The organism is Pseudomonas nitroreducens, assembly GCF_010994165.1.
Lineage (GTDB): Bacteria > Pseudomonadota > Gammaproteobacteria > Pseudomonadales > Pseudomonadaceae > Pseudomonas > Pseudomonas nitroreducens.
Genome location: NZ_WMBX01000001.1, coordinates 130,530 through 156,537, shown reverse-complemented (window position 1 = coordinate 156,537; position 26,008 = coordinate 130,530). Strand labels below are relative to the sequence as shown.

The 26,008-nt window shown below is 65.1% G+C and carries 21 protein-coding genes; 9 read left to right on the top strand and 12 right to left on the bottom strand.

The window, feature by feature from the left end:
- Positions 1 to 82: 82 nt before the first annotated feature.
- Both GJV37_RS00755 and GJV37_RS00750 read right to left on the bottom strand, forming a co-directional pair.
- Positions 83 to 568 carry a glutathione peroxidase gene (locus GJV37_RS00755; protein ID WP_037015094.1) on the bottom strand — a complete coding sequence of 162 codons (486 nt, stop codon included), beginning with the start codon at positions 566 to 568 and terminating at the stop codon, positions 83 to 85.
- 220 nt (positions 569 to 788) lie between these two features.
- Positions 789 to 1,274 (bottom strand): FKBP-type peptidyl-prolyl cis-trans isomerase, encoded by a 486-nt coding sequence (locus GJV37_RS00750; RefSeq protein WP_037015096.1) that lies wholly within the window; start codon positions 1,272 to 1,274, stop codon positions 789 to 791.
- Here GJV37_RS00750 and GJV37_RS00745 point away from each other — a divergent pair.
- The 4 genes from GJV37_RS00745 to GJV37_RS00730 all read left to right on the top strand — a co-directional run bounded on the left by GJV37_RS00745 (position 1,243) and on the right by GJV37_RS00730 (position 5,949).
- On the top strand, positions 1,243 to 1,575 hold the full coding sequence (locus GJV37_RS00745) for a DUF3565 domain-containing protein (RefSeq protein WP_164488281.1): 333 nt from the start codon (positions 1,243 to 1,245) through the stop codon (positions 1,573 to 1,575). The two genes, GJV37_RS00750 and GJV37_RS00745, sit on opposite strands and share 32 nt — an antisense overlap.
- 2 nt (positions 1,576 to 1,577) lie before the next feature.
- Positions 1,578 to 2,768 carry an acetate kinase gene (locus GJV37_RS00740; RefSeq protein WP_024762677.1) on the top strand — a complete coding sequence of 397 codons (1,191 nt, stop codon included), beginning with the start codon at positions 1,578 to 1,580 and terminating at the stop codon, positions 2,766 to 2,768.
- Positions 2,769 to 2,829: 61 nt separating this feature from the next.
- Positions 2,830 to 4,959 carry a phosphate acetyltransferase gene (gene pta / locus GJV37_RS00735; RefSeq protein ID WP_170859759.1) on the top strand — a complete coding sequence of 710 codons (2,130 nt, stop codon included), beginning with the start codon at positions 2,830 to 2,832 and terminating at the stop codon, positions 4,957 to 4,959.
- A gap of 78 nt (positions 4,960 to 5,037) precedes the next feature.
- A complete protein-coding gene (locus GJV37_RS00730; RefSeq protein WP_024762675.1) occupies positions 5,038 to 5,949 on the top strand; it encodes an acyltransferase in 912 nt (303 codons plus the stop codon).
- A 64-nt stretch (positions 5,950 to 6,013) separates the two neighbouring features.
- Here the strand turns inward: GJV37_RS00730 and GJV37_RS00725 are convergent, their stop codons facing one another.
- The 3 genes from GJV37_RS00725 to GJV37_RS00715 all read right to left on the bottom strand — a co-directional run bounded on the left by GJV37_RS00725 (position 6,014) and on the right by GJV37_RS00715 (position 8,554).
- A complete protein-coding gene (locus GJV37_RS00725) occupies positions 6,014 to 6,724 on the bottom strand; it encodes a YiaD family glycine zipper/OmpA-like lipoprotein (RefSeq protein ID WP_024762674.1) in 711 nt (236 codons plus the stop codon).
- A gap of 85 nt (positions 6,725 to 6,809) precedes the next feature.
- Entirely contained in the window at positions 6,810 to 7,451 is a 642-nt protein-coding gene (locus GJV37_RS00720; RefSeq protein ID WP_024762673.1) for an MBL fold metallo-hydrolase, read from the bottom strand.
- 83 nt (positions 7,452 to 7,534) lie between these two features.
- The gene (locus tag GJV37_RS00715; protein WP_024762672.1) at positions 7,535 to 8,554 is read right to left on the bottom strand and encodes an AraC family transcriptional regulator; all 1,020 of its coding nucleotides are present in this window, start codon (positions 8,552 to 8,554) and stop codon (positions 7,535 to 7,537) included.
- 121 nt (positions 8,555 to 8,675) lie between these two features.
- Here GJV37_RS00715 and GJV37_RS00710 point away from each other — a divergent pair, with 121 nt between their 5' ends.
- Positions 8,676 to 9,515, top strand: a complete 840-nt coding sequence (locus tag GJV37_RS00710; RefSeq protein WP_024762671.1) for a metal-dependent hydrolase — start codon at positions 8,676 to 8,678, stop codon at positions 9,513 to 9,515.
- A gap of 205 nt (positions 9,516 to 9,720) precedes the next feature.
- On the opposite strand, the gene GJV37_RS00705 is transcribed toward GJV37_RS00710, so the two are convergent.
- Complete coding sequence (locus GJV37_RS00705; RefSeq protein ID WP_170859760.1) at positions 9,721 to 10,659, bottom strand: alpha/beta fold hydrolase; 939 nt, start codon at positions 10,657 to 10,659, stop codon at positions 9,721 to 9,723.
- A 163-nt stretch (positions 10,660 to 10,822) separates the two neighbouring features.
- On the opposite strand from GJV37_RS00705, the gene GJV37_RS00700 reads away from it, so the two are divergent.
- Complete coding sequence (locus tag GJV37_RS00700; RefSeq protein ID WP_170859761.1) at positions 10,823 to 11,695, top strand: hypothetical protein; 873 nt, start codon at positions 10,823 to 10,825, stop codon at positions 11,693 to 11,695.
- Positions 11,696 to 11,889: 194 nt separating this feature from the next.
- Here the strand turns inward: GJV37_RS00700 and GJV37_RS00695 are convergent, their stop codons facing one another.
- The 4 genes from GJV37_RS00695 to GJV37_RS00680 all read right to left on the bottom strand — a co-directional run bounded on the left by GJV37_RS00695 (position 11,890) and on the right by GJV37_RS00680 (position 20,187).
- Positions 11,890 to 14,616, bottom strand: a complete 2,727-nt coding sequence (locus GJV37_RS00695) for a winged helix-turn-helix domain-containing protein (protein ID WP_193452092.1) — start codon at positions 14,614 to 14,616, stop codon at positions 11,890 to 11,892.
- A 234-nt stretch (positions 14,617 to 14,850) separates the two neighbouring features.
- Positions 14,851 to 16,218 carry a DUF1329 domain-containing protein gene (locus GJV37_RS00690; protein WP_024762668.1) on the bottom strand — a complete coding sequence of 456 codons (1,368 nt, stop codon included), beginning with the start codon at positions 16,216 to 16,218 and terminating at the stop codon, positions 14,851 to 14,853.
- A 155-nt stretch (positions 16,219 to 16,373) separates the two neighbouring features.
- The gene (locus GJV37_RS00685; RefSeq protein ID WP_065084508.1) at positions 16,374 to 18,296 is read right to left on the bottom strand and encodes a DUF1302 domain-containing protein; all 1,923 of its coding nucleotides are present in this window, start codon (positions 18,294 to 18,296) and stop codon (positions 16,374 to 16,376) included.
- Between the two features lie 208 nt (positions 18,297 to 18,504).
- Positions 18,505 to 20,187, bottom strand: a complete 1,683-nt coding sequence (locus tag GJV37_RS00680; protein WP_193452091.1) for a fatty acid--CoA ligase — start codon at positions 20,185 to 20,187, stop codon at positions 18,505 to 18,507.
- Between the two features lie 402 nt (positions 20,188 to 20,589).
- On the opposite strand from GJV37_RS00680, the gene GJV37_RS00675 reads away from it, so the two are divergent.
- Entirely contained in the window at positions 20,590 to 21,765 is a 1,176-nt protein-coding gene (locus tag GJV37_RS00675) for a thiolase family protein (RefSeq protein WP_065084506.1), read from the top strand.
- Positions 21,766 to 21,841: 76 nt separating this feature from the next.
- Here GJV37_RS00675 and GJV37_RS00670 read toward each other — a convergent pair whose 3' ends face one another.
- Together GJV37_RS00670 and GJV37_RS00665 are read right to left on the bottom strand one after the other, a co-directional pair.
- Positions 21,842 to 22,471 (bottom strand): LysE family translocator, encoded by a 630-nt coding sequence (locus tag GJV37_RS00670; RefSeq protein WP_037012647.1) that lies wholly within the window; start codon positions 22,469 to 22,471, stop codon positions 21,842 to 21,844.
- Positions 22,472 to 22,557: 86 nt separating this feature from the next.
- Entirely contained in the window at positions 22,558 to 24,024 is a 1,467-nt protein-coding gene (locus GJV37_RS00665) for a DUF1266 domain-containing protein (RefSeq protein WP_193452090.1), read from the bottom strand.
- A 220-nt stretch (positions 24,025 to 24,244) separates the two neighbouring features.
- On the opposite strand from GJV37_RS00665, the gene GJV37_RS00660 reads away from it, so the two are divergent.
- The gene (locus tag GJV37_RS00660; RefSeq protein ID WP_170859765.1) at positions 24,245 to 25,210 is read left to right on the top strand and encodes a 2-hydroxyacid dehydrogenase; all 966 of its coding nucleotides are present in this window, start codon (positions 24,245 to 24,247) and stop codon (positions 25,208 to 25,210) included.
- On the top strand, positions 25,207 to 25,971 hold the full coding sequence (locus tag GJV37_RS00655) for a DUF1835 domain-containing protein (RefSeq protein WP_170859766.1): 765 nt from the start codon (positions 25,207 to 25,209) through the stop codon (positions 25,969 to 25,971). The genes GJV37_RS00660 and GJV37_RS00655 overlap by 4 nt, the downstream gene beginning before the upstream one ends.
- Positions 25,972 to 26,008 lie beyond the last annotated feature (37 nt).

Here is a 26,008-nt window from a genome sequence, read left to right as displayed (position 1 = left end):
AGCCGCCGCACGCTGCGCGAAACAACGTAAAGGAAGAAATGCCAGCGGGAATGGCGCAAGCGCCCTCTCCCGCCGGCAGCGGTCAGGCGCCCAGCGCCTTCTCGATAGCCTGGACCAGCGCCGGATCATCCGGTGCAGTGCGCGGGCTGAAGCGCGCCAGCACGCGGCCGTCCGGACCGAGCAGGAACTTCTCGAAGTTCCAGGTAATGTCGCCGGGGAACTCGGCGCCCTCGCCCGCCAGCAGGCGGTACAGCGGATGACGTTCCGAGCCGTTGACGTCCAGCTTGCCCGACATGGGGAAGCTGACCCCATAGTTCAGCGAGCAGAACGACTGGATCTCGGATTCGCTGCCCGGCTCCTGCCCGGCGAACTGGTTGCAAGGCAGCCCCAGTACCACGAACCCCTGATCCTTGTATTGCTGGTAGAGCTTCTCCAGACCGGCGTACTGCGGAGTCAGGCCGCACTTCGAGGCGACGTTGACCACCAGCACGACCTTGCCCTTGAGCGGGGCCAGCGGCAGATCCTGGCCGTCGAGACCATGCAGCGTCAGATCGTGAAAAGCGCTCATTGCTTGCTCCTTGAAGAAGTAGGCACGAAGTGCCCGCGCAGGGGCGGACAATGTGTCCGACGTGCTGCGCAATCCCAGTCGATGCGGGAAAAATGCCCTGGCATTCTTTGCAGTTGAAGCCGATTGCATGAGAAAGGCGCCCGAAGGCGCCTTTCCCGATTGAGCTTAGCAGCTCAATGATGGCTCCACCCGATCTCGATGAGCGACCGGGTGGCAGCGATCAGTGGTGATGACCACCTTCGCCGTGGACGTGGCCGTGGGCGACTTCTTCAGCCGAAGCGTCACGGATGTCGACCACTTTCACCTTGAAGTTCAGGCGCTGGCCGGCCAGCGGGTGGTTGCCGTCGACAGTCACGTCATCGCCGTCGATGTCGCGGATGGTGACGATCTGCATGCCGCCGTCCGGAGCGGAGGCGTGGAACTGCATGCCGACTTCCAGCTCGTCCACGCCTTCGAACATCTCGCGGGTCAGGGTGGCGACCAGTTCGGCGCTGTACTCGCCATAGGCCTCGGCCGGCTCGACGGTCACGTCCAGTTCATCACCGACCTGCTTGCCTTCGAGGGCTTTTTCCAGGCCGCCAATGATGTTGTGGGCACCGTGCAGGTAGACCAGCGGAGCGCCGCCGGCGGAGCTGTCGATGACCTCACCTGCGTCGTTGGTCAGGGTATAGTCGATGGAAACCGCCTTGTTGGCCGCGATCTGCATGGTTCGAAACCTATCTGATATAGAAGTTGAGCGCGTAAGTTTACGCGGCGACGCCCCCGAATGCGACCCGAAGACGGACGGACGGGACAACGCGGGGCCACCGCGCCTGCTTGACTTTCATCAGGACGAAGACGGCCACTGGGTGGCAGTCTTGTCCTGCGGCCACACCCAGCACCTGCGCCACCAGCCGCCCTGGCAGTCACGGCCCTGGGTGCTGGATCCGCAGCAACGCAAGGCGCAGATCGGCCGCTGGTTCCCCTGCGGCTGGTGCGCCAAGGATTCCGACAGCAACAAGGAGTAGGCATGCCAGCTCGCAATATCCTGGTGATCAACTGCGGCAGTTCTTCGATCAAGTTCGCTCTGGTTCGAGAAGGGCGCGAAGACTTCATCCTCCACGGCCTGGCCGAGCGCCTCGGCTCCAACGGCGCCAGCCTGCGCTGGCAGGGCGAGACCGACGAGCAGCCGCAGACCCTGGAGCTGCCCGGTGGCGACCACAAGGCCGCCCTCGCCCGCCTGCTGCCGCTGGTGGCCCAGGCTGCGCAGGGCGAGTTGCACGCCATCGGCCACCGCGTGGTACACGGCGGCGAGCGCTTCACCCAGGCCTCGCGCCTGACCGATGAAGTGCTCAGCGCCATCCGCGAGACCTCGCCCCTGGCGCCGCTGCACAACCCGGCCAACCTGGTGGGCATCGACGCCGCCATGGCGCTCTACCCGGCCCTCCCGCACATCGCCGTGTTCGATACCGCCTTCCACCAGAGCCTGCCCGAGCGCGCCTACCGCTACGCCATCCCCGAGCCGCTGTACCGCGAGCAGCACGTACGCCGCTACGGCTTCCACGGCACCAGCCACCGCTACGTCAGCCACAAGGCGGCCGAGATGAGCGGGCTGGCGGTGGGCGACAGCTACTGGCTGTCCGCGCACCTGGGCAACGGCAGCTCCACCTGCGCCATCGCCAACGGCCAGAGCCGCGACACCAGCATGGGCCTGACCCCGCTGGAAGGCCTGATGATGGGGACCCGCTCGGGCGACGTCGACCCGAACCTGCACAGCCACCTGGCGCGCACCCTGGGCTGGAGCCTGGAAAAGATCGACCACATGCTCAACCACGACAGCGGCCTGCTCGGCCTGTCGGGGCTGTCCAACGACATGCGCACCCTGGAGCATGCCCGCGAGCAGGGCCACGCCAATGCGGCACTGGCCATCGAAGTATTCTGTTACCGATTGGCCAAGTCGCTGGCCTCGCTGACCTGTGCGCTGCCGCGGCTGGACGGCATCATCTTCACCGGCGGCATCGGCGAGAACTCCGCGCTGGTGCGCAACCTCACGGTCAAGCACCTGCACGTGCTCAACCTCGAACTCGACGGCGAGGCCAACGCCCGCTGCGTGCGCGGCGTCGGCGGGCCGATCCACCTCGCCGGGCACCCGCGCGTGCTGGTCATCCCGACCAATGAGGAAAAGCAGATCGCACTCGACACCCTGGCTGTCCTCGACTGAAGATTCATCGGTTGCGCCCCACAAGGGCACAGACCATTCCCGCACGGCTTAAGGAGCCCGGATGCACACCTTCTTTCTCGCGCCGACCGGTTTCGGTGTCGGCCTGACGTCCACCAGCCTGGGCCTGATCCGCGCCCTGCAACGCGCCGGTCTGAAGGTCGGCTTCTTCAAGCCCATCGCCCAGCCCCATGCAGGGGACGATGGCCCCGAGCGCTCCAGCGAACTGGTCGCGCGCACCCACGGACTCAACGCCCCAACGCCGCTGTCGCTGGCAAAAGTCGAGCGCATGCTCGGCGACGGCCTGCTCGACGAACTGCTCGAAGACATCGTCGGCATGTACAACAACGCCGCTGCGGACAAGGACGTGATGATCGTCGAAGGCATGGTGCCGACCAAGCACGCCAGCTACGCCGCACGCATCAACGCGCACCTGGCGCGCAGCGTGGATGCCGAAGTGATCCTCGTCTCCGCGCCGGACAACGAAACGGTCAGCGAACTGTCCGACCGCATCGAGATCCTCGCCCAGTTGTTCGGCGGCCCACGCGACCCGCACCTGGCCGGCCTGATCGTGAACAAGGTGCGCGGCGGGCAAAGCGACGACATGCCGCGCGACGCCGTGGAAGCCGCGCGGCTGTTCGGCGAGCGCCTGAAGGAACACTCCCCGCTGCTGCGCGACGGCGATGTGCGCCTGCTCGGCTGCATCCCCTGGCAGGACGAGATGAACGCCCCGCGCACCCGCGACGTCGCCGACTTGCTGGACGCCAGCGTGCTCAACGCCGGCGACTACGAACAACGCCGCGTGCAGAAGATCATCCTCTGCGCACCCTCCGCGCCGAATACCGTGCACCTGCTCAAGCCCGGCGTGCTGGTGGTGGTGCCGGGCGATCGCGACGACATCATCCTCGCCGCCTGCCTCGCCGCCATGAACGGCGTGCCCCTGGCCGGCCTGCTGCTGTGCTCGGGCCTGGCGCCGGACGCGCGGGTCATGGAGCTGTGCCGCAGTGCGTTGCAGAGCGGCCTGCCGGTGCTGACGGTGAAGACCGGCTCGTTCGACACCGCCGGCGACCTGTCGCGGATGAACAAGGAAATTCCGGTGGACGATCGCGAGCGCGCCGAGCGCGTCACCGAATTCGTCGCCGAACACATCGATTTCGAGTGGCTGAAGGACCGCTGCGGCGCTCCCCACGAGCTGCGTCTGTCACCACCGGTATTCCGCTACCAACTGACCCAGCGCGCCAACCGCGCCGGCAAGCGCATCGTCCTGCCCGAAGGCAGCGAGCCGCGTACCGTGCAAGCCGCCGCCATCTGCCATGCCCGCGGCATTGCGCGCTGCGTGCTGCTGGCCAAGCCCGACGATGTGCAGGCCGTGGCGCAGATGCTGGGCATCGTGCTGCCCGAGGACCTGGAAGTGGTCGACCCGGACCTGGTCCGCAGCCGCTACGTCGAACCCATGGTCGAACTGCGCAAGGGCAAGAGCCTGAACGCGCCGATGGCCGAGCAGCAACTGGAAGACAACGTCGTGCTGGGCACCATGATGCTCGCTCTGGACGAAGTGGACGGGCTGGTCTCCGGCGCCATCCACACCACCGCCAACACCATCCGCCCCGCCCTGCAGCTGATCAAGACGGCGCCGGGCTACAACCTGGTGTCCTCGGTGTTCTTCATGCTGCTGCCCGACCAGGTGGTGGTCTATGGCGACTGCGCGGTGAATCCCGATCCTTCGGCCAGTGACCTGGCGGAGATCGCCCTGCAGAGTGCCGCCTCGGCGCAATCCTTCGGCATCACCCCGCGCGTGGCGATGATCAGCTACTCCACGGGTGACTCCGGAACCGGCGCAGATGTCGATAAAGTCCGCGAAGCGACACGCATCGCGCAGGAAAAACGCCCCGATCTGTTGATCGACGGCCCCTTGCAGTATGATGCCGCCGCCATCGCCAGCGTGGGCCGCCAGAAGGCGCCTGACAGCCCGGTGGCCGGACGCGCCAACGTGTTCGTGTTCCCCGACCTGAACACCGGGAACACCACCTACAAGGCGGTCCAGCGCAGCGCCGACTGCGTCAGTATCGGGCCGATGCTGCAGGGCCTGCGCAAACCGGTGAACGACCTGTCACGCGGGGCGCTGGTGGACGACATCGTCTATACCATCGCGCTGACGGCGATCCAGGCGGACAGCGGCAAGGACGGCCGATAATCCAGGCACTAGGGATGTGCCCGTGAACGCATCACGCGCCCGGCCAACCGGGCGCCTACGTACAAGGACCATTCCTCGATGTTGAGTTTTCTCCCGCACACACTGCGCGGCATTCTCGCCACCCTGATCCTGGTGGTGAGCACACTGTGCTGGTGCATTCCGCTGCTCTCCATGTCCATCGTCAAGCTGCTGCTGCCCTTCGCCGCCGCGCAGCAGGTGTGCAGCAAGATCATGAGCCTGATCGCCGAAGGCTGGATCGCCTGCAACAAAGGCTGGATGAACCTGGTCCGCCGTACCGGCTGGAACGTGCAGGGCCTGCAGGGGCTGGAGTACGACCACTCGTATCTGGTGACCAGCAACCACCAGAGCTGGGTCGATATCCTCGTGCTGCAGTACCAGCTCAACCGCCGCATTCCACTGCTGCGCTTCTTCCTCAAGCAGGAGCTGATCTGGGTTCCGGTGATCGGCCTGTGCTGGTGGGCGCTCGACTTCCCCTTCATGAAGCGCTACACCAAGGCGTACCTCGCCAAGCACCCGGAAAAGAAAGGCAAGGACCTGGAAACCACCCGCAAGGCGTGCGCCAAGTTCAGCCGCATTCCCGTGGCGATCTTCAACTTCCTCGAAGGCACCCGCTTCACCCCGGAAAAGCATGACGAGCAGGCCTCTCCGTTCAGGCACCTGCTCAAGCCCAAGGCCGGCGGCATCGCCTTCGTCCTCGACGCCATGGGCGAACAGCTGCGCACCCTGGTGAATGTCACCATTCATTATCCCGACGGCCGCCCGACCTTCTGGTGTCTGCTGTCCGGCCGCCTGCGCTCGGTGGTGGTGCGTTTCGAAGAGATGGAAATTCCCCGCCAGTTCGTCGGCAGGAGCTACGACCAGGACGAAGGCTATCGCGCCGAGTTCCAGCTGTGGGTGAACCAGCTGTGGGAGCGCAAGGACCAGTTACTGGCCCAGTTGCACCGGGAGTTCCCGGCCGCCAAGGCTTGACCCAGCGTCGGTCACGCTACAACGAAAAAGCCCGCCAATCGGCGGGCTTTTTCATGGGCGCTGCTTACTGCTGGTACTGCTGGGTCTGCGCCCCCGGCAGGGCCTTCAGGTTCACTTCCACGCGGCGGTTCTGCGCGCGGCCATTGGCGTCGGCGTTGGACGCAATCGGTTGGTCCGGGCCCATGCCACGGGTGCTGACGCGGGTGCCGTCGACGCCCTGGGAGGTCAGGTAGGTCGCAACCGACTGCGCACGGCGCTGGGACAGGTCCATGTTGTGCTGGCGGCTGCCGGTGCTGTCGGTATAGCCGACGATCTCGATGCTGTTCTGGTTGAACTCCTTGAAGGAGTTGGCCAGGTTGTTCAGCGGGGTATAGAAGGACGGCGCGATATTCGCCGAGTCGGTGGCGAAGGTGATGTTGCCCGGCATGATCAGCTTGATGTCGTCACCCTGACGCTCGACCTGCACGCCGGTGCCCTGCATCTGCTGGCGCAGCTTGGCTTCCTGCTTGTCGGCGTAGTAGCCGTAGCCCGCCGCCGCGGCGCCCACGGCGGCGGCGCCGATCAGCGCGCCTTTGCCACGGTTGTTGTGGTCGATGGCGGCACCGGCGATGGCACCGGCCAGAGCACCCAGCCCACCGTACTTGGCGGTCTTGCTCACTCCGCCTTCGGCCGGAACCTGGGTGTTGGGATCATAGGGGTTCTGGGAGGCGCAACCGGCCATGAGGGCAAAGGCGGTGGCAGCCGCGACCATGGACAGACTACGTGCGGTGAACATGTCGGATGACTCCTCGAATTAGCGAAACACCCAGTAGCGGGCGGCAGTTTAGAGCTTAGGTCATGCAAATAATTCCGTAGCAACCTTAAGCACGGATGAAGGGATTCTCCCGCATCTCGTCGCCCAGGTTGGTATCCGGACCGTGGCCAGTAACCACGGTGGCTTCTTCGTCCAGGGAATAGAGACGCTCGCGGATCGAACGCTCGATAGTGGCGTAATCGCCACCCCACAGATCCGTGCGGCCAATGCTGCGGCGGAACAGCGTGTCGCCGGCGATCAGCAGCTTGTCCTTCGGGAACCAGAAACTCATGGAGCCCGGCGTGTGCCCCGGCGTATGCAGCGCCACGCCGCAGCCGCAGGCCAGTTCCTCGTCGTCGGCCAGCCATTGGTCTGGCGACGGCACCGGCGTATAGGGCACGCCGAACATGCGGCACTGCATTTCCAGGTTGTCCCAGAGGAACTGGTCGTCCTTGTGCAGGTGCAGGGTCGCGCCGGTCTTTTCCTTCATCTGCCCGGAGGCGAGGAAGTGATCCAGGTGCGCATGGGTATGGATGATGCTGACCACCTTGAGCCCCAGTGCGTCGAGACGTTGCAGGATGAGCTCGTGGTTGCCACCCGGATCGACGACGATGGCCTTCTTCGTCACGGGATCACCGATGATGGTGCAGTTGCACTGCAAGGGGCCGACAGGAAAGGTTTCGCGGATCAGGGCAGGCTGTTCGCTCATCAAGGGCTCGCTGGGTGGCGGAAGTACACGACGCCCATTTTCGCTGATTCCCCCTGCCCTGGCGAGCCGGCCCGGTCGACGGTTCAGTCGCCCTGGCGGTAATCCGTGGGCAGCTTGCCGGTCCACTTGCGGAACGCCCGGCGGAAGTTCGACGGATCGTTGAAGCCCAGCAACAGCGCGATTTCGTAGAGCGGCAAGTGGGTCGTGGTGAGGTATTGCAGGGCCAGGCGCTTGCGCACGTCGTCGAGCACTTCCTGGTATGTGGTACCCAGGTTCGAAAGATGTCGACGCAGGCTGCGGCCGCTGGTGTGCAGGTCCGCCGCCACCGCCTCCAGGTCGGGAAACTCACCGGGGCGCGCCAGCAGCAGGCGGCGGATGCGAGTCAGCAGGCCTTCCTGCACGTCCAGCGTGGCCAGCAGCGCCTCGCACTGCTGCTCGCACATCTGCACCGTGGCCGGGTTGGCCAGCGCCATGGGCCGCGCCAGGTATTCGCTGGGCAGGCCGATGAAGTGGAATGGCTGGTCGAACAGCACTTCGCCGCCGAATACCTCGGCGTAGCGCTCGGCGTAGTCCGGCTCGGCATGGGCGAAGCCAACACTGACGCCCTGCAGCGGCTCGCCCACCAGGAAGCGGGCGATGGTGTGCAGGCTGGTCATCAGACCCTCGGCGGCGAAGCGGCTCGTCGGCCCGAGGGGAATCGACTCGCTGGCCCGCAGGTAGGACACGCCGCCGTCTTCCACCATCTCCAGATCGTAGGCCAGGCCCAGCACACGGTAGTACTTCAGGGCGAAGGCGATGGCACGCTCGAGATTGGCGCTGGACAGCACGGCGTAGCCGAGGATGCCGTGGGTGGAGACGTTCAGCCGTTGACCCAGCAGCAGGCCGAAGGCGGGTTCGTTGCAGTGCGCCAGGGCGGCGCTGGACAACTGATGGAAATCGACGAAGGACAACCGACCGTTGGGGCTCTGCAGTACTTCGGGGCGCACGCGGGCCAGCTCGAACAGGCGCGCGCGCGGCACGCCAAGCTCTTCGGCAAGGTCCAGGAGCGCCTGCGCATAGGCGACCGGCACCAGTTCGGCGGTGAAATTGAGCGGTTGCTTCATCGTTCTTCTTATGTTGACCGCTGGCCGGATATGACCGGAAAGTTGGCAGACAATAACCTTGTGACGCTTCCGCTACAAGCCCAGAGTAATGACCATGGACAACCACCACACTGGAGCCGCCATGGCCAGCACCACCCCCGCAGGACTGGAGATCAAGCCCCGGCACATGGACTTCGACCTGCCCGATCCGCTGCCGCGTCACTGGCACGGCGGAGACGCTTTCAAGTCCCACCTGTTCGACGCCATGTCGGTACTCTTCCCCGACGGCGAGCGCTTCTTCATCGACTCGGTGCGGCAGTTCCGCGACCAGATCAGCGACCCGGTGCTGAAAGAGCAGATCCGCGGCTTCATCGGCCAGGAAGGTCACCACAGCCGCGAGCACCTGACCTACAGCCAGCGCCTGCGCGACCTGGGCTACGACGTCACCGCCATCGAGAAACGCGCCCAGGCGCGCATCCGCTTCACCCAGAAGAAGTTCCCCGCCAAGCGCCAGTTGGCCGCGACCGCAGCGCTGGAACACATCACCGCGATCATGGCCAACGGGCTGCTGACCGACCCGCGCACCATGGAAGGTGCCGACCCGGTGATGCAGCGCCTGTGGCGCTGGCACGCACTGGAAGAAACCGAGCACAAGGCGGTGGCCTTCGACGTCTACAACCAGGTCTGCGGCAGCCGCAAGCTGCTGCGCCGGGCGATGCGCATGGCGACCTTCTTCTTCGTGCTGGATACCTTCCGCGGCCTGGTGCACATGCTCAAGGTGGACGGCCTGCTGTGGAACTGGCGCGTCTGGCGCGACGGCATCAAGTGGACTTGGGGCAAGCACGGCGTGTTCCGCCCGCTGCTGCGCGAGTACCTGGATTTCTTCAAGTCCGACTTCCATCCATGGCAGCACAACAACCTCGATGTGCTTTACGAGGTGCGCAAGGAATACGACCCGCAGCCGCTGGCACACGCTGGCTGATCCGCGCCTCGCTTCGAACACCGCCCCGCCCTGTCGGGGCGGTGTCGTTTGCGGACCTCTGTAGGAGCTAGCTTGCTCGCGAAGCTCTTCACTCGGCTGGAGAATCTGGCGCTCATGCGGTTCGCGAGCAAAGTCGCTCCTACAAAAAGCCGTTAGAGAAAAAAGCCCGGCGCTTGGCCGGGCTTTTCCTTGGGGCGATCAACAGTCAAGCATGCAGAAAGCGCAGCGCATCCGCCGCCGACTCCTCGGGGATTTCCTCCATCGGGATATGCCCCACGCCCGGATACACCTTCACCTCGATCCCCGGTACGTCACGCTGCCACATCGGCACATGGCGCGGCGAAATCCAGCGATCGCGCTCACCCCACATCAGCATCGTCGGCACCTTCAGCGCGGCGACGCGGTTGGGGGTGGTAGGCAGCTCCTCGCGGTTGGCCTTCATCAGTACGCGGAAGATGTCGATCATCGCGCGGCGGTTACCCGGCCGGCGGCTGATGTCGTAGTAACGATCGATCACGCCCGGCTTGATCTTGCGCGCATCGCCGTAGACTTCCTTGATGCCCTGCGCCACCAGGGCGCGCGGCATCCACATCGGCATCATGATGCCGGCGCCGGGCAGTACGGCGCTGGCGATCATCAGCGGCACCTTCTGCATGTAGTAGCCGGCCGGGTCGATGAGGATCAGCCGCTCGACGCGGTGGGCGTTGGCCAGCGCATAGTTCCAGGCGATGTAGCCGCCCAGCGAGTTGCCGGCGATGGACACCTGCTTGAGGTCCAGGCGGTCGAGGAACAGGCCGAACACCTTCACCAGGCGCTCGCCGTCGTACTCGCGGTCCTGGCCGCCACCAGTGAGGCCGAAGCCGGGAACATCGAGGCGGATGATGCGGAAGTGCTCGGACAACTCGGCGACCCAGCCGTCCCAGGTATGCAGCGAGGCCATTACGCCGTGGACCATCACCAGCACCGGTTTGTCGGGGCTGCCTTCGTCGCGGTAATGGATGTCGAAGCCGTCGACGTGGATGAACTTCGAACCGGACTCGGGCGAAGCGTAGCGTGCCTTCAGCGCAGCCAGCGGCAGGGGGCCGAAACCATAGCGGGCCAGGCCCTCGGCCAGCGGCGGTTGCACAGACAATGTGGCGGTCATGGACGAGTGACTCCCGTGCTTGTTGTTCTCAAACCCGAATCACACCACAGCGCCCACGTCGCCGCGCCCAACCTAGGTAGTGTCGAGGCCCGTCACGGGATGACGCAGGCCTTGCACCTGGTTAACCTAGCCCGACCCGCCCTCGCGCAAGGAAAGCCCGTTCGTGCCGATCCTGACTCGCCGTTCGCTGTGGCCGCTGGCCGTGCTGTTGCTGCTCCTGTGCCGCCCGGCCCTGTCCGCCGATCTCTATTACCTGGGCCAGAAGATTCCCGACATCCAGCGCAACTGGACCAGCGCCGACTACCAGGTGCTGATCGACGCGCTGAAGAAGATCGACGAGACCCAGGTCAACGGCCTGCCCCGTCGCAGCGGCGAGTTCACCGGGCCGATCTACCAGCGCATGGTCAGCGAGGAAAATTTCCGCCCGCAGCTGAACATCTACGCGCCGCTGGAGCTGCGGCAGAACGAGGCGCGCGAGGTGCTGTTCAAGCTCAAGGAGCTGATGCGCCTGTACTTCAACTTCCGCGCCGCCAAGCAGCCCTACGGTGCCGAGGCGCTGGGCCTGATGAGCTACTCGCTGCGCGAACAGGCGATCCTGTTCAACCTGACGGTGGAGTTCTGGATGACCCTGGCACAGAGCGAGCAGCGCAACCCGGTACGCCTGCAGGGCATGCAGGAAGCCAAGGCCGCCGCCTCGATGCTCACCAGCAGCGCCCTGGACTACCTCGGCCTGACTGCCCAGTTCGATCGCCAGGACCTGGTGCTCTACAGCGCCGAACTGGCAAAGCAGTTGCCTGAACTCTTCATCCACCTGCCGCCGGAAGTGCGCGTGCAACTGCTGATGCGCGTGGAGGAACTGGCGCAGAAGCACGCCTACCCAGAGGTGCGCGAGAACATGCGCGACCTGCTGCCGGTGCTGCAGGCGATCCAGGCGGATGTTCAGAAACAGCTGGCCGCGCCAGCCAAGGGGCAGGCCGCGCCCAAGGGATTGGATTTGAGTGCGCCGGCGGAGGCGGAGAAGAAGAAGGGGATGTGAGCCTGGAGCCAGCGGATCGCTGTTTAGATAGCTGAAGATCAGCCCAGCATCGGAGCCCACGGCTCGGCACCCTCACTCCAGCCCTATCCCAGAGGGAGAGGGAGCCGTCCGCGCCGGCTGATGCCTTGGCCACTCCCTGCTCCGATCAGTCCCCCTCTCCCTTAGGGAGAGGGGAAACCCAGGTAGAGGAGCTCCTATCGCAGCAACCCCATCTCCTTCGCCCGCGCCACCGCCTGGGTACGACGTTCCACGCCGAGCTTGTCGTTGATGTGCCGGGCGTGGCTCTTCACGGTATGCAGGGAAATGAACAGGCGATCGCTGATCTCCTGGTTCGAGCAGCCCTGGGCGATCAGTTCCAGTACGGCCAGCTCACGGCCGCTGAGGCAGTCGGTGAGCGTCGTGCTGCGCTCCGGCGCCGCCGGCAAGCGTTCACGCAGGGCCTCGATGGCTGGCGAGGTGACCCGCACGGCCAGTTGCTCGCGCAGCCATTCCGGATGTTGCTGCAGCACTTCCTGAAGCGGGATCGTCAGGCCGGCGGCCAGGCCGCTCAGGCACTCGCCCAACTCGAAGGAAGCCTCGCGCTCGCGGCCATCCTGCAGCAGCAAGGCAACCAGCTGGCCCTGGGCAAAGCGCGCCTGCAACTGCGCACCACCTTGCAGGGCGCCGCTGGCCACGGCTCGCAGGCGTGCTTCGGCCTCGGCCATGCGGCCTTCGCGGCGCTCCAGTTGGGCCTGGAGCATTTCCACATTGCGCGGCAGCTGCGGCGAGCATTCCGGTGGCGTGGCCGGCTCGGCGCCGGTGTAGGTGTCGCGCAGACGCTCCAGCCAGGCACTGGCCAGTTCGACCTGGCCCTGGCCGAGCCAGAGCTCGCATTTGATCAGGGTGATGGCCGACAGGTAATAGACCGGCGGCACGTCCCAGACATGCATCATCCGCTCGACCTCGGCGAGGTGGGCGAAGGCACGGGTGTAGTTGCCCAGCCGCCCCTCCAGACTTGCCAGCACGCAGAAGCCGATCACCAGGCTGATGTCGCGGCAGGCGCGGGCTTCCTCGATGCCGGCCTTGAGGCACTTGCGCGCCTCGTCCGGTTGCAGCGAGAGGCTGCGCAGGTAGCCCTGGTAAAGCATCAGCCGGCCACGCACGGCATAGCGCCGCTGCGAGGACAGACCGGAAAGCCGCGCCAGCCCCTGGCGCACTTCGTCTTCGGCACGCAGCACTTCACCGCGTGCTTGCAGTACGCGGGCACGGTCGTAATGGACCATGGCCTCGAACAGCGGATTGCCGAAGCGCTGCGCCAGCTCCAGCGCTTCTCTGTTCAGGCCGCGCGCGCGCCACAGATCGTCGCGCACGATGGCCAGGTTGCTCAGCGTCGACAGGCACAACAGGCGCGGGCCGAAGCGTTCCGGGCCAAGGCCGTGCATGGCCTCTTCGCAGTGGCGCTCGGCCGCATCGATCTCGCCGCGGCCACGGGCAATCACTCCGGCCAGAGCCTGCCATTGCGCCAGCAGATCGCGCTGGGCCGTGGCATCGGCGGCGGGCAGGAAGCGCGACAGCTGCGCAGCCAGTTCCTCCGCCGCATCCAGCTGGCAGGCCAGCGCCAGCGCCCAGCTGTACAGCACGATCAGACGCGACGTGCTGGCCAGCAGGCTGTCGGGCAGGTCCATCTTCCAGCGCAGCAGCGTGGCGACGTTCTGCTCGGCCAGCAGTTGTTCTTCGGAAAGGCTCTGTACCAGGCTCGCCGCGACTTCCGGATGGCCGGCGCGCAGGGCCTGCTCCACCGCGTCATCGAACATTCCCTGGGCGCTGAACCAGCGGCACGCGCGAAGGTGCAGCGCAGCGGTGGACGGCCCTGAGCCAGGCAGCGGGCGCGCCAGCAGAAGGTCGGAGAACAGGTGGTGATATCGGAACCACTGGCCTTGCTCGTCCAGCGGCACGAGGAACACCTGGTGCTGCTGTAGATGGCGCAGGATCGATGCGCTGTCGTGTGCGTCACGCAGCGCGTCGCAAAGCTCGGCAGAGAAGCGTTCGAAACGCGCGGTCTGGGCCAGGAATACCTGGACCTCCGGCGACTGCTTGTCGATCACCTCTTCCAATAGATAGTCGCGGATCAGCTCCTCCGCGCCATGCACCGAAAGATCGGGCACGTTCGCCGCCAGTTCGTCGCCATGGGCCAGCAGCCACAGGCGCAGGCCGGCGATCCAGCCTTCACTGCGCTCGACGAGGTTGTCCAGGGCGTTGTCGTCGAGCTGGGCGCCGCTTGCCGAGACCAGTTGCGCGGTTTCCTCGACGGTCAGGCGCAGGTCCTGTTCGGTGAACTCCAGCAGTTGCCGCGACAGGCGCAGGCGCGCGAGGTGCCAGTCCGGCCGCTGGCGGCTGGTGACCAGCACGACCAGGCCGGCGGGCTGGTGATTGAGGAGGAACTGCAGGCAGCGGTCGAGCACCGCGCCCTGGGCCAGGTGGTAGTCGTCCAGTACCAGCAGCAATGGGCGGTCGACGGACAGGCTGCCGACCAGTTCATCGAGCAAGTCATCGAGCCAGGATTCGAAAGCGAACGGCTGGTGGCGCTGGCGCATTTTCAGCAGCGCCAGGGCTTCTTCACCGAGGGTGGGGAAATGCAGGCGCAGGCCTTCGAGCAGGCGTTCGAGGAATCGGCCGGGGTCACTGTCCCTGCCACTGAGCCCCAGCCACAGACTGCGCCATTGGCTTTCCAGGGTCTGACAGAATTCGATGGCCAGCGAGCTCTTGCCGAATCCGGCCGGCGCGGACACCAGTATCAGCCGCCCCTCCAGCCCGGCGGCCATGCGCTGACAAAGCTGCGAGCGGGCGACGTGGCCATGCGGCAGCGGCGGCCGGAAGAAGCGGCTGCCGGCCGTGCTGGGGGGAATATCGGTCAGACTTGGCAGAGTCGAGAAGTCGGTCATCGGCCTGGCTCTTGCTCTAGCTCTTATCGCTATGTCAACGAAGGTCACACTGCCGTCCGAGCCTAGCCGCTCACGGCCAGGAATAGAAGTCGATTTTGTTACCTTTGCTCACAAGATGACTGGAATAAGTCCGACATTCTTCCATCCATTCATCTGACAGATGATGTTCCATAAAAAAACCGGCCCGAAGGCCGGTCTTTTTTCACCGCGGAACCACCCGTGGGGATCGGGGGATCAGCGCACGCCTTCCTGGCGAAGCGCTGCCGGGGTGAAGTCGCTTTCCGAAGCGCTGTAGTTGAAGTCGTAGGCGGATTTCTCCTCGTTCTTCAGCCCCAGCACCAGGTAGCGGCCGGACAGCAGGTCATACAGGGTTTCCGCGGTGTACCACGGTACCTGGTAGTTGTAATAGTACTGGTTGAACGCCTCGGCTACGCGCCACAGGGTGCCACGACCGTCGTAGTGGTCGATTTCCACAGCCTGCCAGGTGTCTTCGTCGATGAAGAAGTCACGCTTGGCATAGATGTGGCGCTCGCCCGGTTTCAGGGTGGCGGTCACGTGCCATACGCGGTGCAGCTCGTAGCGGGTCAGGTCCTGGTTCAGGTGGCCGGGCTTGATGATGTCGGCGTACTTGAGCTTGGGATCATCGAGCTTGTAGTTGTTGTACGGAATGTACAGCTCCTGCTTGCCCACCAGTTTCCAGTCGTAGCGGTCCGGCGCGCCGTTGTACATGTCCAGGTTGTCGGAGGTACGCAGGCCGTCGGCGGCGGTACCCGGGCCGTCGTAGGAGACCTGCGGCGCACGGCGTACGCGGCGCTGACCGGCGTTGTACAGCCAGGCCAGGCGCGGTTCCTTCACCTGGTCGAGGGTCTCGTGCACCAGCAGCACGTTACCGGCCAGACGCGCCGGGGCGGTTACACGCTGCTTGAAGTAGAACAGCACGTTGCTCGGCTTGCTGGCGTCGTAGTCCTTCAGGTCGGTGCGGAAGACGAATTCGTCCTGGAAGTACACCAGCGAGTAGGAACCGTTGACCTGCGGCGTGGCCTGGGTCACCAGACGGCGTACGTGGCCGCCACGGTAGCGGGTGATGTGGTTCCAGATGACTTCCAGGCCGTCCTTCGGAATCGGGAAGGGGTTAGCCGTCTGGAAGTTTTCCAGGCCGTTGCCGCCCTGCAGCAGTTTGGTATTGGTGGCGTTCTGCTTGGTCGCGGCGAGCACGCTGTCCGGCACGGTGGCGGTCCGGTGCGTCGGATACACCGGCATCTTGTAGGTGTCTGGGTAGCGCTTGAACATGGCCTGCTGGCCGGGGGTCAGCTTGGCCTTGTACTGATCCATGTTCTGCGCGGTGATGGTGAACAGCGGCTTCTCGTTGGCGAACGGGTCGCTGAGGAAACCCTTGCTGTCGGCGGTGCCGGCATTCTTGGGCAGGCCGCCGGTCCAGGCCGGGATGCTGCCGTCGGCGTTGCCGGCCTTTTCTGCGCCCATCGGAGTCAGGGTAGAACCCAGCTTCGCCGCTTCATCGGCAGAGACGGCCGCCATCACCTGGGAGGCGATGAGGCTGAGCGCCAGGGCGCCCGTGTGCAGCAGGATCTTTGTTGTTCTCATTCGTTTATCGTCCTCGTTGAGTCTTTGCCCACCGCGGTGGCCGCGCTTGCAAACGCGGTTCGCGGGTCTTGTCTGCTGCTCGCGCGGGGCGGGTCACCCCGCCCGCGCGGATGGCCCGCCACGCGGGCGGGCCGGTTGCCGGTTGAACGGCCGGCTTAGAAGGTCACACCGAAGCTCAGGCTGACGAAGTCACGATCGTCGACGGTGCTGTACTTGCCATCGAAGTAGTTGGTGTACGCCAGACTTGCGGTGTAGGTGTTCAGGTAATCGGCGTCGATACCCAGGCTGATCGCCTTGCGGCCTTCCTCGAAGTTGCCGCCAGGGCCGGGGGAGTAACCGTCCACGTCGTGCTGCCAGGCCACGTTGGGCTTGAGGTTCACACCGGCGAAGACGTCGTTGTAGTCCCAGATGGCGCGGGCGCGGTAGCCCCACGAGTCGGCAGTGGTAAAGCCTTCGCTTTCGCAGTTGCGGCTGACGTTGTTGGCGTTGGCGGTGCCCAGGGTGGAGACGTTGAGCGCTTCGCAGGTCGGACGGCCATTGAGGCTGCCGTTCAGCGGGCCGGGGCCGAAGACCGGGTCACGGCCGTAGCGCGCCTTGTTCTGGCTTTCCAGGCCGCCGACGTGGGTCCAGCCAACTTCGCCCACCAGGGTCAGGCGCTCGGCGCCCATGACCTGGTCGAAGAAGTGGGTGAAGGTGGTCTGCAGTTGGGTAACTTCCTTGCGGCGGTAGCCATGCAGGTCCTGGCCGGCGGTGCCGGTCAGCACGGAGGCGTTGTCGTAGACGTGGTTGCCGCCGATGGACACCGGGTCCAGGCCGGAATACAGGATGTCGGTGGTGTTCAGTTGGACCGGGGCGTTCGGACGGTAGCTGATCTCGCCCTGCCACGCGGTGCCGGTGGGCAGCGTGGTGGAGAAGCTCAGGCCGTAGAGACGGATGTCTTCGGGGTACTCGATGAAGTAGCTGGAGTTCCCCGCCATCGCCGCCGCGCCGGCTTGGGCCGCCAGGGACGGGCTGATCGCCGCGATGTTGGTGATCAACTGGTTGATCTGCGCCACCTTGGCGGTGTCGGCGCCACGGCCGCTGAAGATCGGCAAGCGGCTGTGGTAGTTCATATAGTAGCCGCCGAACTCGGTGTTCAGGCTGTCGGCGAAGTACTTCAGGGAGAAGCCGTACTGGCCGCTGTCGCGGGCGTCACGGTCCGGGCCACGGCGCACCACGATACCCTCGTTCCACGGCGAGGGAGTCAGGGCCAGGCTTGGGCCGAGCAAGGAGTTCAGGGTGTTGATCGATGCCTGATTGTTGGTCAGCACCGCCAGGTTCTGGGTGCAGCCATCAGCCACCACGTCCGGCTGGGAGAAGAAGGTGCCGCAGTTGTCGACCACCGTCTGGTCCCACTCCAGCTGATAGAAGCCTTCGGCGGAGAGGTTCTCGGTGAGGTTCTGCGACAGGTAGAACATGTTCACCGGCACCAGGGCTTCCTTGATCTCGGAGCCCGGACGGCGGAAGGCGGTGACGTCGAACGGGTTGATCACGCTGATGCCGTTCTGGATGAAGGTACTTTCACCCCAGTTCACCACCTGCTTGCCCAGGCGCACGGTGCCCGGCAGGTCGGCGATGTTGTAGTTGTGATAGATGAAGGCGTCGAGAATCTCACCGCCGGAGGCCTGGGCGGCTTCCTTGCGGTTGTGGTCGGAGAGCGGCTTGAACTCGGTATTTTCGTCCTTCTGCTCGAAGTCATACCAGTACTTGCCACGTACGAACACGCCGGTGTCGCCGTACTTGAGTTCGAGGTCGTGGATGCCCTTGAAGATCTTGGAGAAGGTCTTGCCGGCCTTGTAGTTCAGGTGACCATCGTCGGAGGTCTGGGACAGGCCCTTGCCGCCGTTGTTCACGCCGATGAGATTGCTGTTGGGGTTCTGTGTCGACCAACTGGCCCCCACGGACAGCGTCGAGTCGAACGAGCCTTCGATTTCCCCGATGTTGAAGCTGACAGCGGAAGCGGGAGCCGCCAGCGAAGAAGCCAGGCTGACTGCCAGCGGCAACCGTGCCAGGCGCCAGATATGTTGCATGGTTTTCATCGACGCTACTCCATGTGTTTTTTGTTATGAGTAGTGGCGACTATATCCAGCGCCCCACGACGCTTGATCGCTCGAAAGTGTGATTTGTCTTACAAAGGCCCTGACTAGACGCTTGCGCAGGCCCCGAGGTGGCGTGATCACTGGGCTGCGCCGTGCCAAGCGCTTGCTTGGCACGGCCGCCCGCCAACCGTGACTTGCCGGTCGTCGGTCACACCGTGGAGAGGAAGGCGCTGCCGGCCTCCTGCCATTGGGCGATGTCTACCCGGATGCGCTTCTTGTCGAGCTTACCAACGCTTGTCTTGGGAACTTCAGTAACAACGGCGATCTGCGATGGAATCGCCCATTTGTTGATGTTGCCCTGCTCGACGAAAGGCTTGAGGTGCTCGCGCAGCCCCTTGGCATCCAGCGCGAGGCCATCGCGCAGCACCAGCAGGGCGAATGGGCGCTCGCCCCACTGCGGATCGGGCACGCCGACCACCGCCACTTCGCGCACCGCCGGGTGGCGGCTGATGAGGTCTTCAAGCTCCAGGGAGGACAGCCATTCGCCGCCGGTCTTGATCACATCCTTGATCCGGTCGCGGATATCGATGAAGCCCATGCCATCCAGGGTCGCCACGTCGCCGGTATGCATCCAGCCGCCGGTCCAGAGCTCCTCGCCTTTCTGCGGCTCCCGGAAGTAGCCCTGGGTCAGCCAGGGCGCGCGCAGCACCAGCTCGCCCTGGGATTCGCCGTCGGCCGGCAGGAGTTCGCCGTGTTCATCCATGATCGCCGCCTCCACCAGCGGCACTGGCACACCGGCCTTGATGCGGTAGGTAGTGCGCTCGTCCTCGCTGCCGGCGCACAGTTCCTGGTTGAGGTAGCCACAGGAAATCAGCGGGCAGGTCTCGGACATCCCGTAAGCGGCGGTAAGCTGGATGCCGCGGGCCTTGGCGGCATCGTAGAGCGCTCGATTAAGGGCGCTGCCACCGATAATGATCTTCAGCCCACCAAAGTCGTGATCCCTGGCGCTGGCGGCGTTGAGCATCATCTGCAGGATGGTCGGCACGCAGTGGGAGAAGGTCACCTTCTCCTCACGGATCAGCCTGCACAGCAGCTCCGGCTCGTAACGCCCCGGGTAAACCTGCTTCACCCCCAGCATGGTCGCCACGTACGGCACGCCCCAGGCGTGGACGTGGAACATCGGTGTGATTGGCATGTAGACGTCGTCGGTGCCCATCAGGCGGATGCTGTCCAGGCTGCCGATGGTCGAAGCCATGGCCAGGGTATGCAGCACCAGCTGACGGTGGGTGAAATACACCCCCTTGGGGTTACCGGTGGTGCCGGTGGTATAGAAAGTGGTGGCCACCGAGTTCTCGTCGAAATCTGGGAACGCGTAGCGCGGACTGGCGGCAGCCAGCAGGGTCTCGTACTCACCGACACAATTGGGCAGCGTGCTGGTCTTGTCCGCACCGTCGGTGATCAGCAGGGTCTTTTCCACCGTGGTCAATTGCCCGGCGATGCCCTGGTAGAGAGCGGCGAATTCGCTGTTGACCAGCACGAAGCGGTCGTCGGCGTGGTTCATGGTGTAGAGGATCTGGTCCGGCGAAAGACGGATATTGATGGTGTGCAGCACCGCACCGATCATCGGGATGGCGAACATGCACTCCAGGTAACGGTGACTGTCCCAGTCCATCACCGCCACCGTGTCACCGGCCTTCACACCGGCGTCGGTCAGTACGTTGGCCAGTCGCGCCACACGCTCGTTGAACGTGGCATAGGTGTAACGCACGCTGTCGCGATAGACGATCTCCCTGCCCTTTTCATAACGACTGCCGGACAGCAGCAGGCTCTTGATCAACAACGGATACTGATAGGCGTTCTGAGCAGCGGGGATGACGCGGGTTTTCAGCATGGCGTGCGCACTCTCAAGGCTGGATTTCGAGTTGAGTCTCATCAGGATGAGACCGACTCTAGAGCGCTGCGCCGAGCCATTCATCAGTCAAAAGAGTGATTTGCCGATGACTCTTTGGCGACATCCGGTCACGCGGTAGAATACTGACGCCCGGCCGTTCACGGCCGGTACCTTTACCCGGAGTCCGCGTAGGGCCTGCGAGCTAGAGCAGAACAAGGCGGAAGCAGGCGAGGGAGCGGGGTTTACATCTTGTAAATGAGCATGACTCGCTTCGCTCGCCCCTGCGGGGCCGCGCTGAAGCGCGTTAGCCGCAAGCGGCTTCCGAGCCTGCTTCCAACGCAGTTCTACCGATGCGCAGCCGGTCCTACGCGGACTCCTACAACAAGAGCGAAGAGGTTAGTCATGTCCGAGATCGTCATCGTCAGCGGCGCCCGTACTCCCATGGGCGGCTTCCAGGGCAGCCTGTCCGGCGTTTCCGCCGTCGACCTGGGCGCCATCGCCATCCGCGAAGCCATCTCCCGTGCCGGCATCCAGCCCGAAGACGTGCAGGAAGTGATCATGGGCAATGTGTTGCCCGCCGGTCTGAAACAGGGCCCTGCCCGCCAGGCGTCGCTGAACGCCGGCCTGCCCGCCGCCACCGGCTGCACCACCATCAACAAGCTCTGCGGCTCCGGCATGAAAGCCGTGATGCTGGCCCACGACCTGCTCAAGGCGGGCACCAACAGCGTGATGGTCGCCGGCGGCATGGAAAGCATGTCCAATGCTCCCTACGTGATCGAGAAGGCCCGCACCGGCCTGCGCATGGGCCACGGCGAGATCAAGGACCACATGTTCCTCGACGGCCTGGAGGACGCCCGCACCGGCCGCCTGATGGGTTCTTTCGCCCAGGAAACTGCCGATAAGTACAACGTCACCCGCGAGGAAATGGACGCCTACGCCATCGAATCCCTGCAACGCGCCCAGGCCGCCATCAAGGACGGCTCGCTGGCTTCGGAAATCGTCCCGGTCACCGTCACCACCCGCAAGGGCGAGACCGTGGTCAAGGACGACGAGCAGCCACTGACCGCCAACCTGGACAAGATCCCCGGCCTGCGCCCGGCCTTCCGCAAGGACGGCACCATCACCGCCGCCAACGCCAGCTCCATCTCCGATGGCGCCTCCGCGCTGGTCCTGATGACCGCCGAAGAAGCCGCCCGCCGTGGCCTCAAGCCGCTGGCGAAGATCGTCGCCCATGCTACCCAGAGCCAGGACCCGGCCGAATTCACCCTGGCGCCCATCGGCGCCATGGCCAACCTGTTCAAGAAGGCCGGCTGGAGCAAGGACGACGTCGACCTCTTCGAGATCAACGAAGCCTTCGCCATGGTCACCATGCTCGCCATGCGCGAACACGGTCTGGACCACGCCAAGGTCAACGTTTACGGCGGTGCCTGCGCCCAGGGCCACCCGGTCGGTTCCACCGGCTCGCGGATCATCGTTACCCTGATCAACGCCCTGCAGAAAAAGGGCGGCAAGCGTGGCGTGGCCTCGCTGTGCATTGGCGGCGGCGAAGCCACCGCGGTGGCGATCGAATTGGTCTGATACTTCGTCAGGCATGAAAAAGGGGCGCCTCGGGCGCCCCTTTTTCATTCGGAACAAAGCATTCCTGCAGGAGCGTTCAGCGCAACTCGGTGAAGGCCAGCTTGATCCCCAGGCCGATCAGTACCACGCCCATCAGCCGGTCGAACCAGTGGCCCATGCGAGCGAAGCCGGCACGGACGCGTTGCTGGCTGAACAGCAGCGCCACCAGGCAGAACCACACCGCCGTGGCACAGGCCAGGTACACGCCATAACCGGCCTGGACCAGCAACGGCGTATGCGGGTTGATCACCACGGTGAACAGCGAAAGGAAGAACAGCGTGGCCTTGGGGTTCAGGCCGTTGGTGACGAAACCGGCGACATAGGCACCACGAGCCGTACGGGCGACCGGAGCCGCCATCGTCTCTGCCGCCGCCGGATCAGCCGGGCGCGCACGCAAAGCCTTGAAGCCGATGTACAGCAGATAGGCCGCTGCCAGCCATTTCAGTGCGTTGAACAGCACGATCGACTGCGACACGATCAGGCCGATGCCCAGCAGCGAGTAGGTGACGTGGAGGAAGATCGCGCTACCCACGCCAAGTGCCGTCCAGGTGCCGGCACGGCGGCCGTGGGTCACGCTCTCGCGCACCACCACGGCGAAATCCGGGCCGGGGCTGGCCACCGCCAGCAGGTGAATGAACGCCACCGTGAGAAATTCCGCCCAGTACATCGCGCCTCCGAACAACCGCCGAGAAAAGCTCATCTTCTATACGAAGCGACGGGCAACCGACAAGCCGCTGGCAGGAGACGCGGAAACTAGCGCGCGCCGGCGTGGCCAAGAGCGTGCAGCAGCGGAAGCTGACGCAGCGGGCAGGCCTGCCAGGGCGAAAGATAGTCGGCGAAAGGGCTGATGCCGTCCAGCAGTTCCATGCCGCTACGGATGAGGCGCTTGCCGACCTCCCAATCCTCGTTGGCCAGGGCATGGCCGAGCACCATCGAGATCAGGTATTGCTCCCAGCAATCGAACGCCGCACGGGCCTGACGAGCCATGTGGCGCAGGGCATTCCAGAGTGTCTCTTCATCCAGCAACCCAGCACTGAAAGCCAGCCGCGCACCGAAGGCTGCACGCTCCAGATCGTAGGCCAGCAGGGTCTGACAGTCCTCGATCATCTCCGGATCGTGCCCGGCCTTGAGCAATGCCCGCCGCGCCTGCTCGAAGCGCGCCCCACCGGCCACTCCGTCAGTTTTCCGCTTACCACCCACGGTGCCCAGTTGTCCTAGCAAGGGGTCCAGCTTCAGTCGGCTGCCATGGTCCATCAGCCACTCCATACGCTGGAGAACGCCATTCTGGTCGGTGGCGTTCCAACGTTCGGCGAGCCAGGCCCGGTTCAGTTCCCGTTCATGGTCCGCGATCGCCAGGGAATCGGCACGCGCGCCGCCACTGGTAGCGATCAGCGCCCCGAAGGCGAGCAGTGCCCGCCTCGCAGGGAGGCCGGGCCTTTCGACCGAGTGTTCCGAGTGCAGGACCACCTCGGCCACCTGTATGCCCGCCAGCGGATGCGCCTGCCACAGGCCAGCCACCGCATTGCCTTTATGCCTCTCCCCCATGAGCTCCTTGAACGCACGGATCGCCAGCGCAGTCTGTTGCCCGTCGCGCAGCAGGGTTGCCCGTCCCAGCACGAAGGAGGCGGCGTAGTCCTGCCAGTTGGCGAAGCTGCGGATCGCCGCGTCGGCCACCCAGGCCAGGGTCAACCAGGCCTCGGCTTCGGTGAGGTATCCACAGGCACGGCAGCGACGTGCCAGCCAGGCGATGCATTCGTAGTCATGGGCCGCCATCGACAAGTGACACGGCAACGTCAGGCCGGCCTTGACCCAGGCCTGCTTCGCCCGCTGCCAGCGCAACCGCTGCTCACCGTCGAAAGCACTGGATTCATTGCGCTGCAGTCGCTGAAAGTCACCGTCCAGTTGCTGGCCATGGGCTTCGAGCAACATATCCTGCAAGGTGCTGCGAGCCGAACCGGCATCGTCTATGCCCCAGCATTCACCCAGTTCCCTGTCCAGGCCGGCGGCGACCTCCGAGCACTCGCCAGCCAGCGAATGCCCAACCGCCCCGTTACAGGCTGCCATCAGTGCGCCGAAGCACAGCAGGGGCTCGGGGCCAGCCGGGGTACTCGGTCGGCGCCGCCGCGCCCGTGGACCGGGAAAATGCCCATCACCGCGCAGCCCGACGCGTGCGCCGAGCGCCCGGATAGCTGTGAGGCTGCAAAGAATCCATCCCATCATCGCGACTCACCTCAGGATTTCGATGAGTGCAATCTACGAAGCCGTTGACGCTTGGCAGATGAGGGAAAACTGAAACGCCCGTCAGACTTTTCAATCAAACATCTACCATCAAAGCAAGACAGCCCAGCCGTGCACGTGCGGGAAGCGCGGGTTGTCCGCAACGGCGGTTGTGCCGAGAATCCCCCCTCATCCCGCCCTTCCGATCAAGGTGTCATCGCTCATGAATCCTGCTCGCGCCGTCTTCCTCGACCATGCCTCCCTCGACCTCGGTGACCTCGACCTCGCGCCGCTGCGCGCCCCCTTCGGCGAACTGGTCCTGCACGGGCGCAGCGAGACTCAGCAGGTGGCCGAGCGGCTGCAGGGCGCACAGGTGGCGATCAGCAACAAGGTTCGCATCACTGCCGAGGTGTTCGAGCAATGCCCGGACCTCCAACTGGTCCTGGTGGCCGCCACCGGCACCAACAACGTCGACCTTGAGGCCGCGCGCCAGCACGGCGTGACCGTGAGCAATTGCCAGGGCTACGGCACCCCGTCGGTGGCCCAGCACACTCTGATGCTGCTGCTCGCCCTGGCCACCCGCCTGCCGGATTACCAGGCGGCGATCCGCGAAGGCCGCTGGCAGAAGGCGCCGCAGTTCTGCCTGCTGGACTTCCCCATCGTCGAACTGGAGGGCAAGACCCTCGGCCTGCTCGGCCACGGCGAACTGGGCGGCGCGGTGGCGAAGCTGGCCGAAGCCTTCGGCATGCGCGTGCTGCTCGGCGCCCTGCCCGGCCGGCCGCCGCGCGCTGATCGGCTGGCGCTGGACGAACTGCTGCCGCAGGTGGATGCCCTCACCCTGCATTGCCCGCTGACCGACGCCACGCGCAACCTGATCAGCCAGCGCGAGTTGGACCTGATGAAACCCGGCGCCTTCCTGATCAACACCGCCCGCGGCGGGCTGGTGAACGAACAGGCGCTCGCCGACACCCTGCGTCGCGGCCATCTGGGCGGTGCGGCCTTCGACGTGCTCAGCGTGGAGCCGCCCAAGGACGGCAACCCGCTGCTGGCCGGCGATATCCCGCGCTTCATCCTCACCCCGCACAGCGCCTGGGGCAGCCGCGAGGCACGGCAGCGCATCGTCGGCCAGTTGAGCGAGAACGCCGCCGGCTTCTTTGCCGGCGAGCCGCGCCGGGTGGTAGCGCCATGAGCCTGCACCTGGTTTGCGGCGACGGCGCCGCCGATGCCCTGCGCCGCGCGGTCGAAGCAGGCGTGCTGACCGAGAAGAAAATCCGCGTGATGCCGGACGACCTGGCCGTCGGCCCGCTGAGTGACGTCGACACCCCGCCTTGCCAGCAACGCGCCGCGTTCTGGCACGAACTGGGCGGCGACGCCCTGCAGAACCGGGAAATCGCCATCGAGATGGCCACCGAAGTGAACTGGCTACGCAGCCCCGACGTACCCGCCGTCACCCTCTGGCACGGCGACAGCGCCAGCGAGCAATTGCTGCTGCGGCGCGTCTGCGCGCTGCTACCCGCGCACGTCACCCTGCGCAGCGTTGGCGCTGGCAGCGGCCAGTGCCGCAGCGAGGACCGCCACGCCATCGCCATGCTCAAACCCGAGGAACTGGCCAACGCCCTGGCCGGCAGTCATGAACTGGTAGCCACCGAGCGCCAGCGCCTGGGCGCGGACTGGGAGCGCGCGCTGCTTGAGAACGCCGAGTTGCGCCTGTGGCTCGATGGCCAGTTGAGCGGCACCGGTTACGCACACATCGACCGCATCCTGCTGGACAGCGCCAGCGAATCCTGGCGCCCGGTGCAATCGCTGATCGGGCCGACCATGGCTTACGTCGACGGCCTGTTCGTCAGCGACCTGCTGGCCGCCTGGCGCCTGCGCGCACAAGTCGCGGCCGGCGCCCTGGAAATGCGTGGCGAGGACTTCTGGAAGAACGCCGAGGTGCGGCTCGCCTAGGCTCGGCCGCGGCAGCCCTGCTAAACTCGCGCCCTTT

Coding starts and splice junctions, on each gene's coding strand:
- GJV37_RS00680 (WP_193452091.1), bottom strand. CDS start 20,187: ATGCTGAAAACCCGCGTCATCCCCGCTGCTCAGAACGCCTATCAGTAT.
- GJV37_RS00690 (WP_024762668.1), bottom strand. CDS start 16,218: ATGAGAACAACAAAGATCCTGCTGCACACGGGCGCCCTGGCGCTCAGC.
- GJV37_RS00725 (WP_024762674.1), bottom strand. CDS start 6,724: ATGTTCACCGCACGTAGTCTGTCCATGGTCGCGGCTGCCACCGCCTTT.
- GJV37_RS00710 (WP_024762671.1), top strand. CDS start 8,676: ATGGCCAGCACCACCCCCGCAGGACTGGAGATCAAGCCCCGGCACATG.
- GJV37_RS00745 (WP_164488281.1), top strand. CDS start 1,243: ATGGAAACCGCCTTGTTGGCCGCGATCTGCATGGTTCGAAACCTATCT.
- GJV37_RS00715 (WP_024762672.1), bottom strand. CDS start 8,554: ATGAAGCAACCGCTCAATTTCACCGCCGAACTGGTGCCGGTCGCCTAT.
- GJV37_RS00660 (WP_170859765.1), top strand. CDS start 24,245: ATGAATCCTGCTCGCGCCGTCTTCCTCGACCATGCCTCCCTCGACCTC.
- pta (WP_170859759.1), top strand. CDS start 2,830: ATGCACACCTTCTTTCTCGCGCCGACCGGTTTCGGTGTCGGCCTGACG.
- GJV37_RS00720 (WP_024762673.1), bottom strand. CDS start 7,451: ATGAGCGAACAGCCTGCCCTGATCCGCGAAACCTTTCCTGTCGGCCCC.
- GJV37_RS00670 (WP_037012647.1), bottom strand. CDS start 22,471: ATGTACTGGGCGGAATTTCTCACGGTGGCGTTCATTCACCTGCTGGCG.
- GJV37_RS00750 (WP_037015096.1), bottom strand. CDS start 1,274: ATGCAGATCGCGGCCAACAAGGCGGTTTCCATCGACTATACCCTGACC.
- GJV37_RS00755 (WP_037015094.1), bottom strand. CDS start 568: ATGAGCGCTTTTCACGATCTGACGCTGCATGGTCTCGACGGCCAGGAT.
- GJV37_RS00655 (WP_170859766.1), top strand. CDS start 25,207: ATGAGCCTGCACCTGGTTTGCGGCGACGGCGCCGCCGATGCCCTGCGC.
- GJV37_RS00685 (WP_065084508.1), bottom strand. CDS start 18,296: ATGAAAACCATGCAACATATCTGGCGCCTGGCACGGTTGCCGCTGGCA.
- GJV37_RS00675 (WP_065084506.1), top strand. CDS start 20,590: ATGTCCGAGATCGTCATCGTCAGCGGCGCCCGTACTCCCATGGGCGGC.
- GJV37_RS00665 (WP_193452090.1), bottom strand. CDS start 24,024: ATGATGGGATGGATTCTTTGCAGCCTCACAGCTATCCGGGCGCTCGGC.
- GJV37_RS00740 (WP_024762677.1), top strand. CDS start 1,578: ATGCCAGCTCGCAATATCCTGGTGATCAACTGCGGCAGTTCTTCGATC.
- GJV37_RS00705 (WP_170859760.1), bottom strand. CDS start 10,659: ATGACCGCCACATTGTCTGTGCAACCGCCGCTGGCCGAGGGCCTGGCC.
- GJV37_RS00730 (WP_024762675.1), top strand. CDS start 5,038: ATGTTGAGTTTTCTCCCGCACACACTGCGCGGCATTCTCGCCACCCTG.
- GJV37_RS00695 (WP_193452092.1), bottom strand. CDS start 14,616: ATGACCGACTTCTCGACTCTGCCAAGTCTGACCGATATTCCCCCCAGC.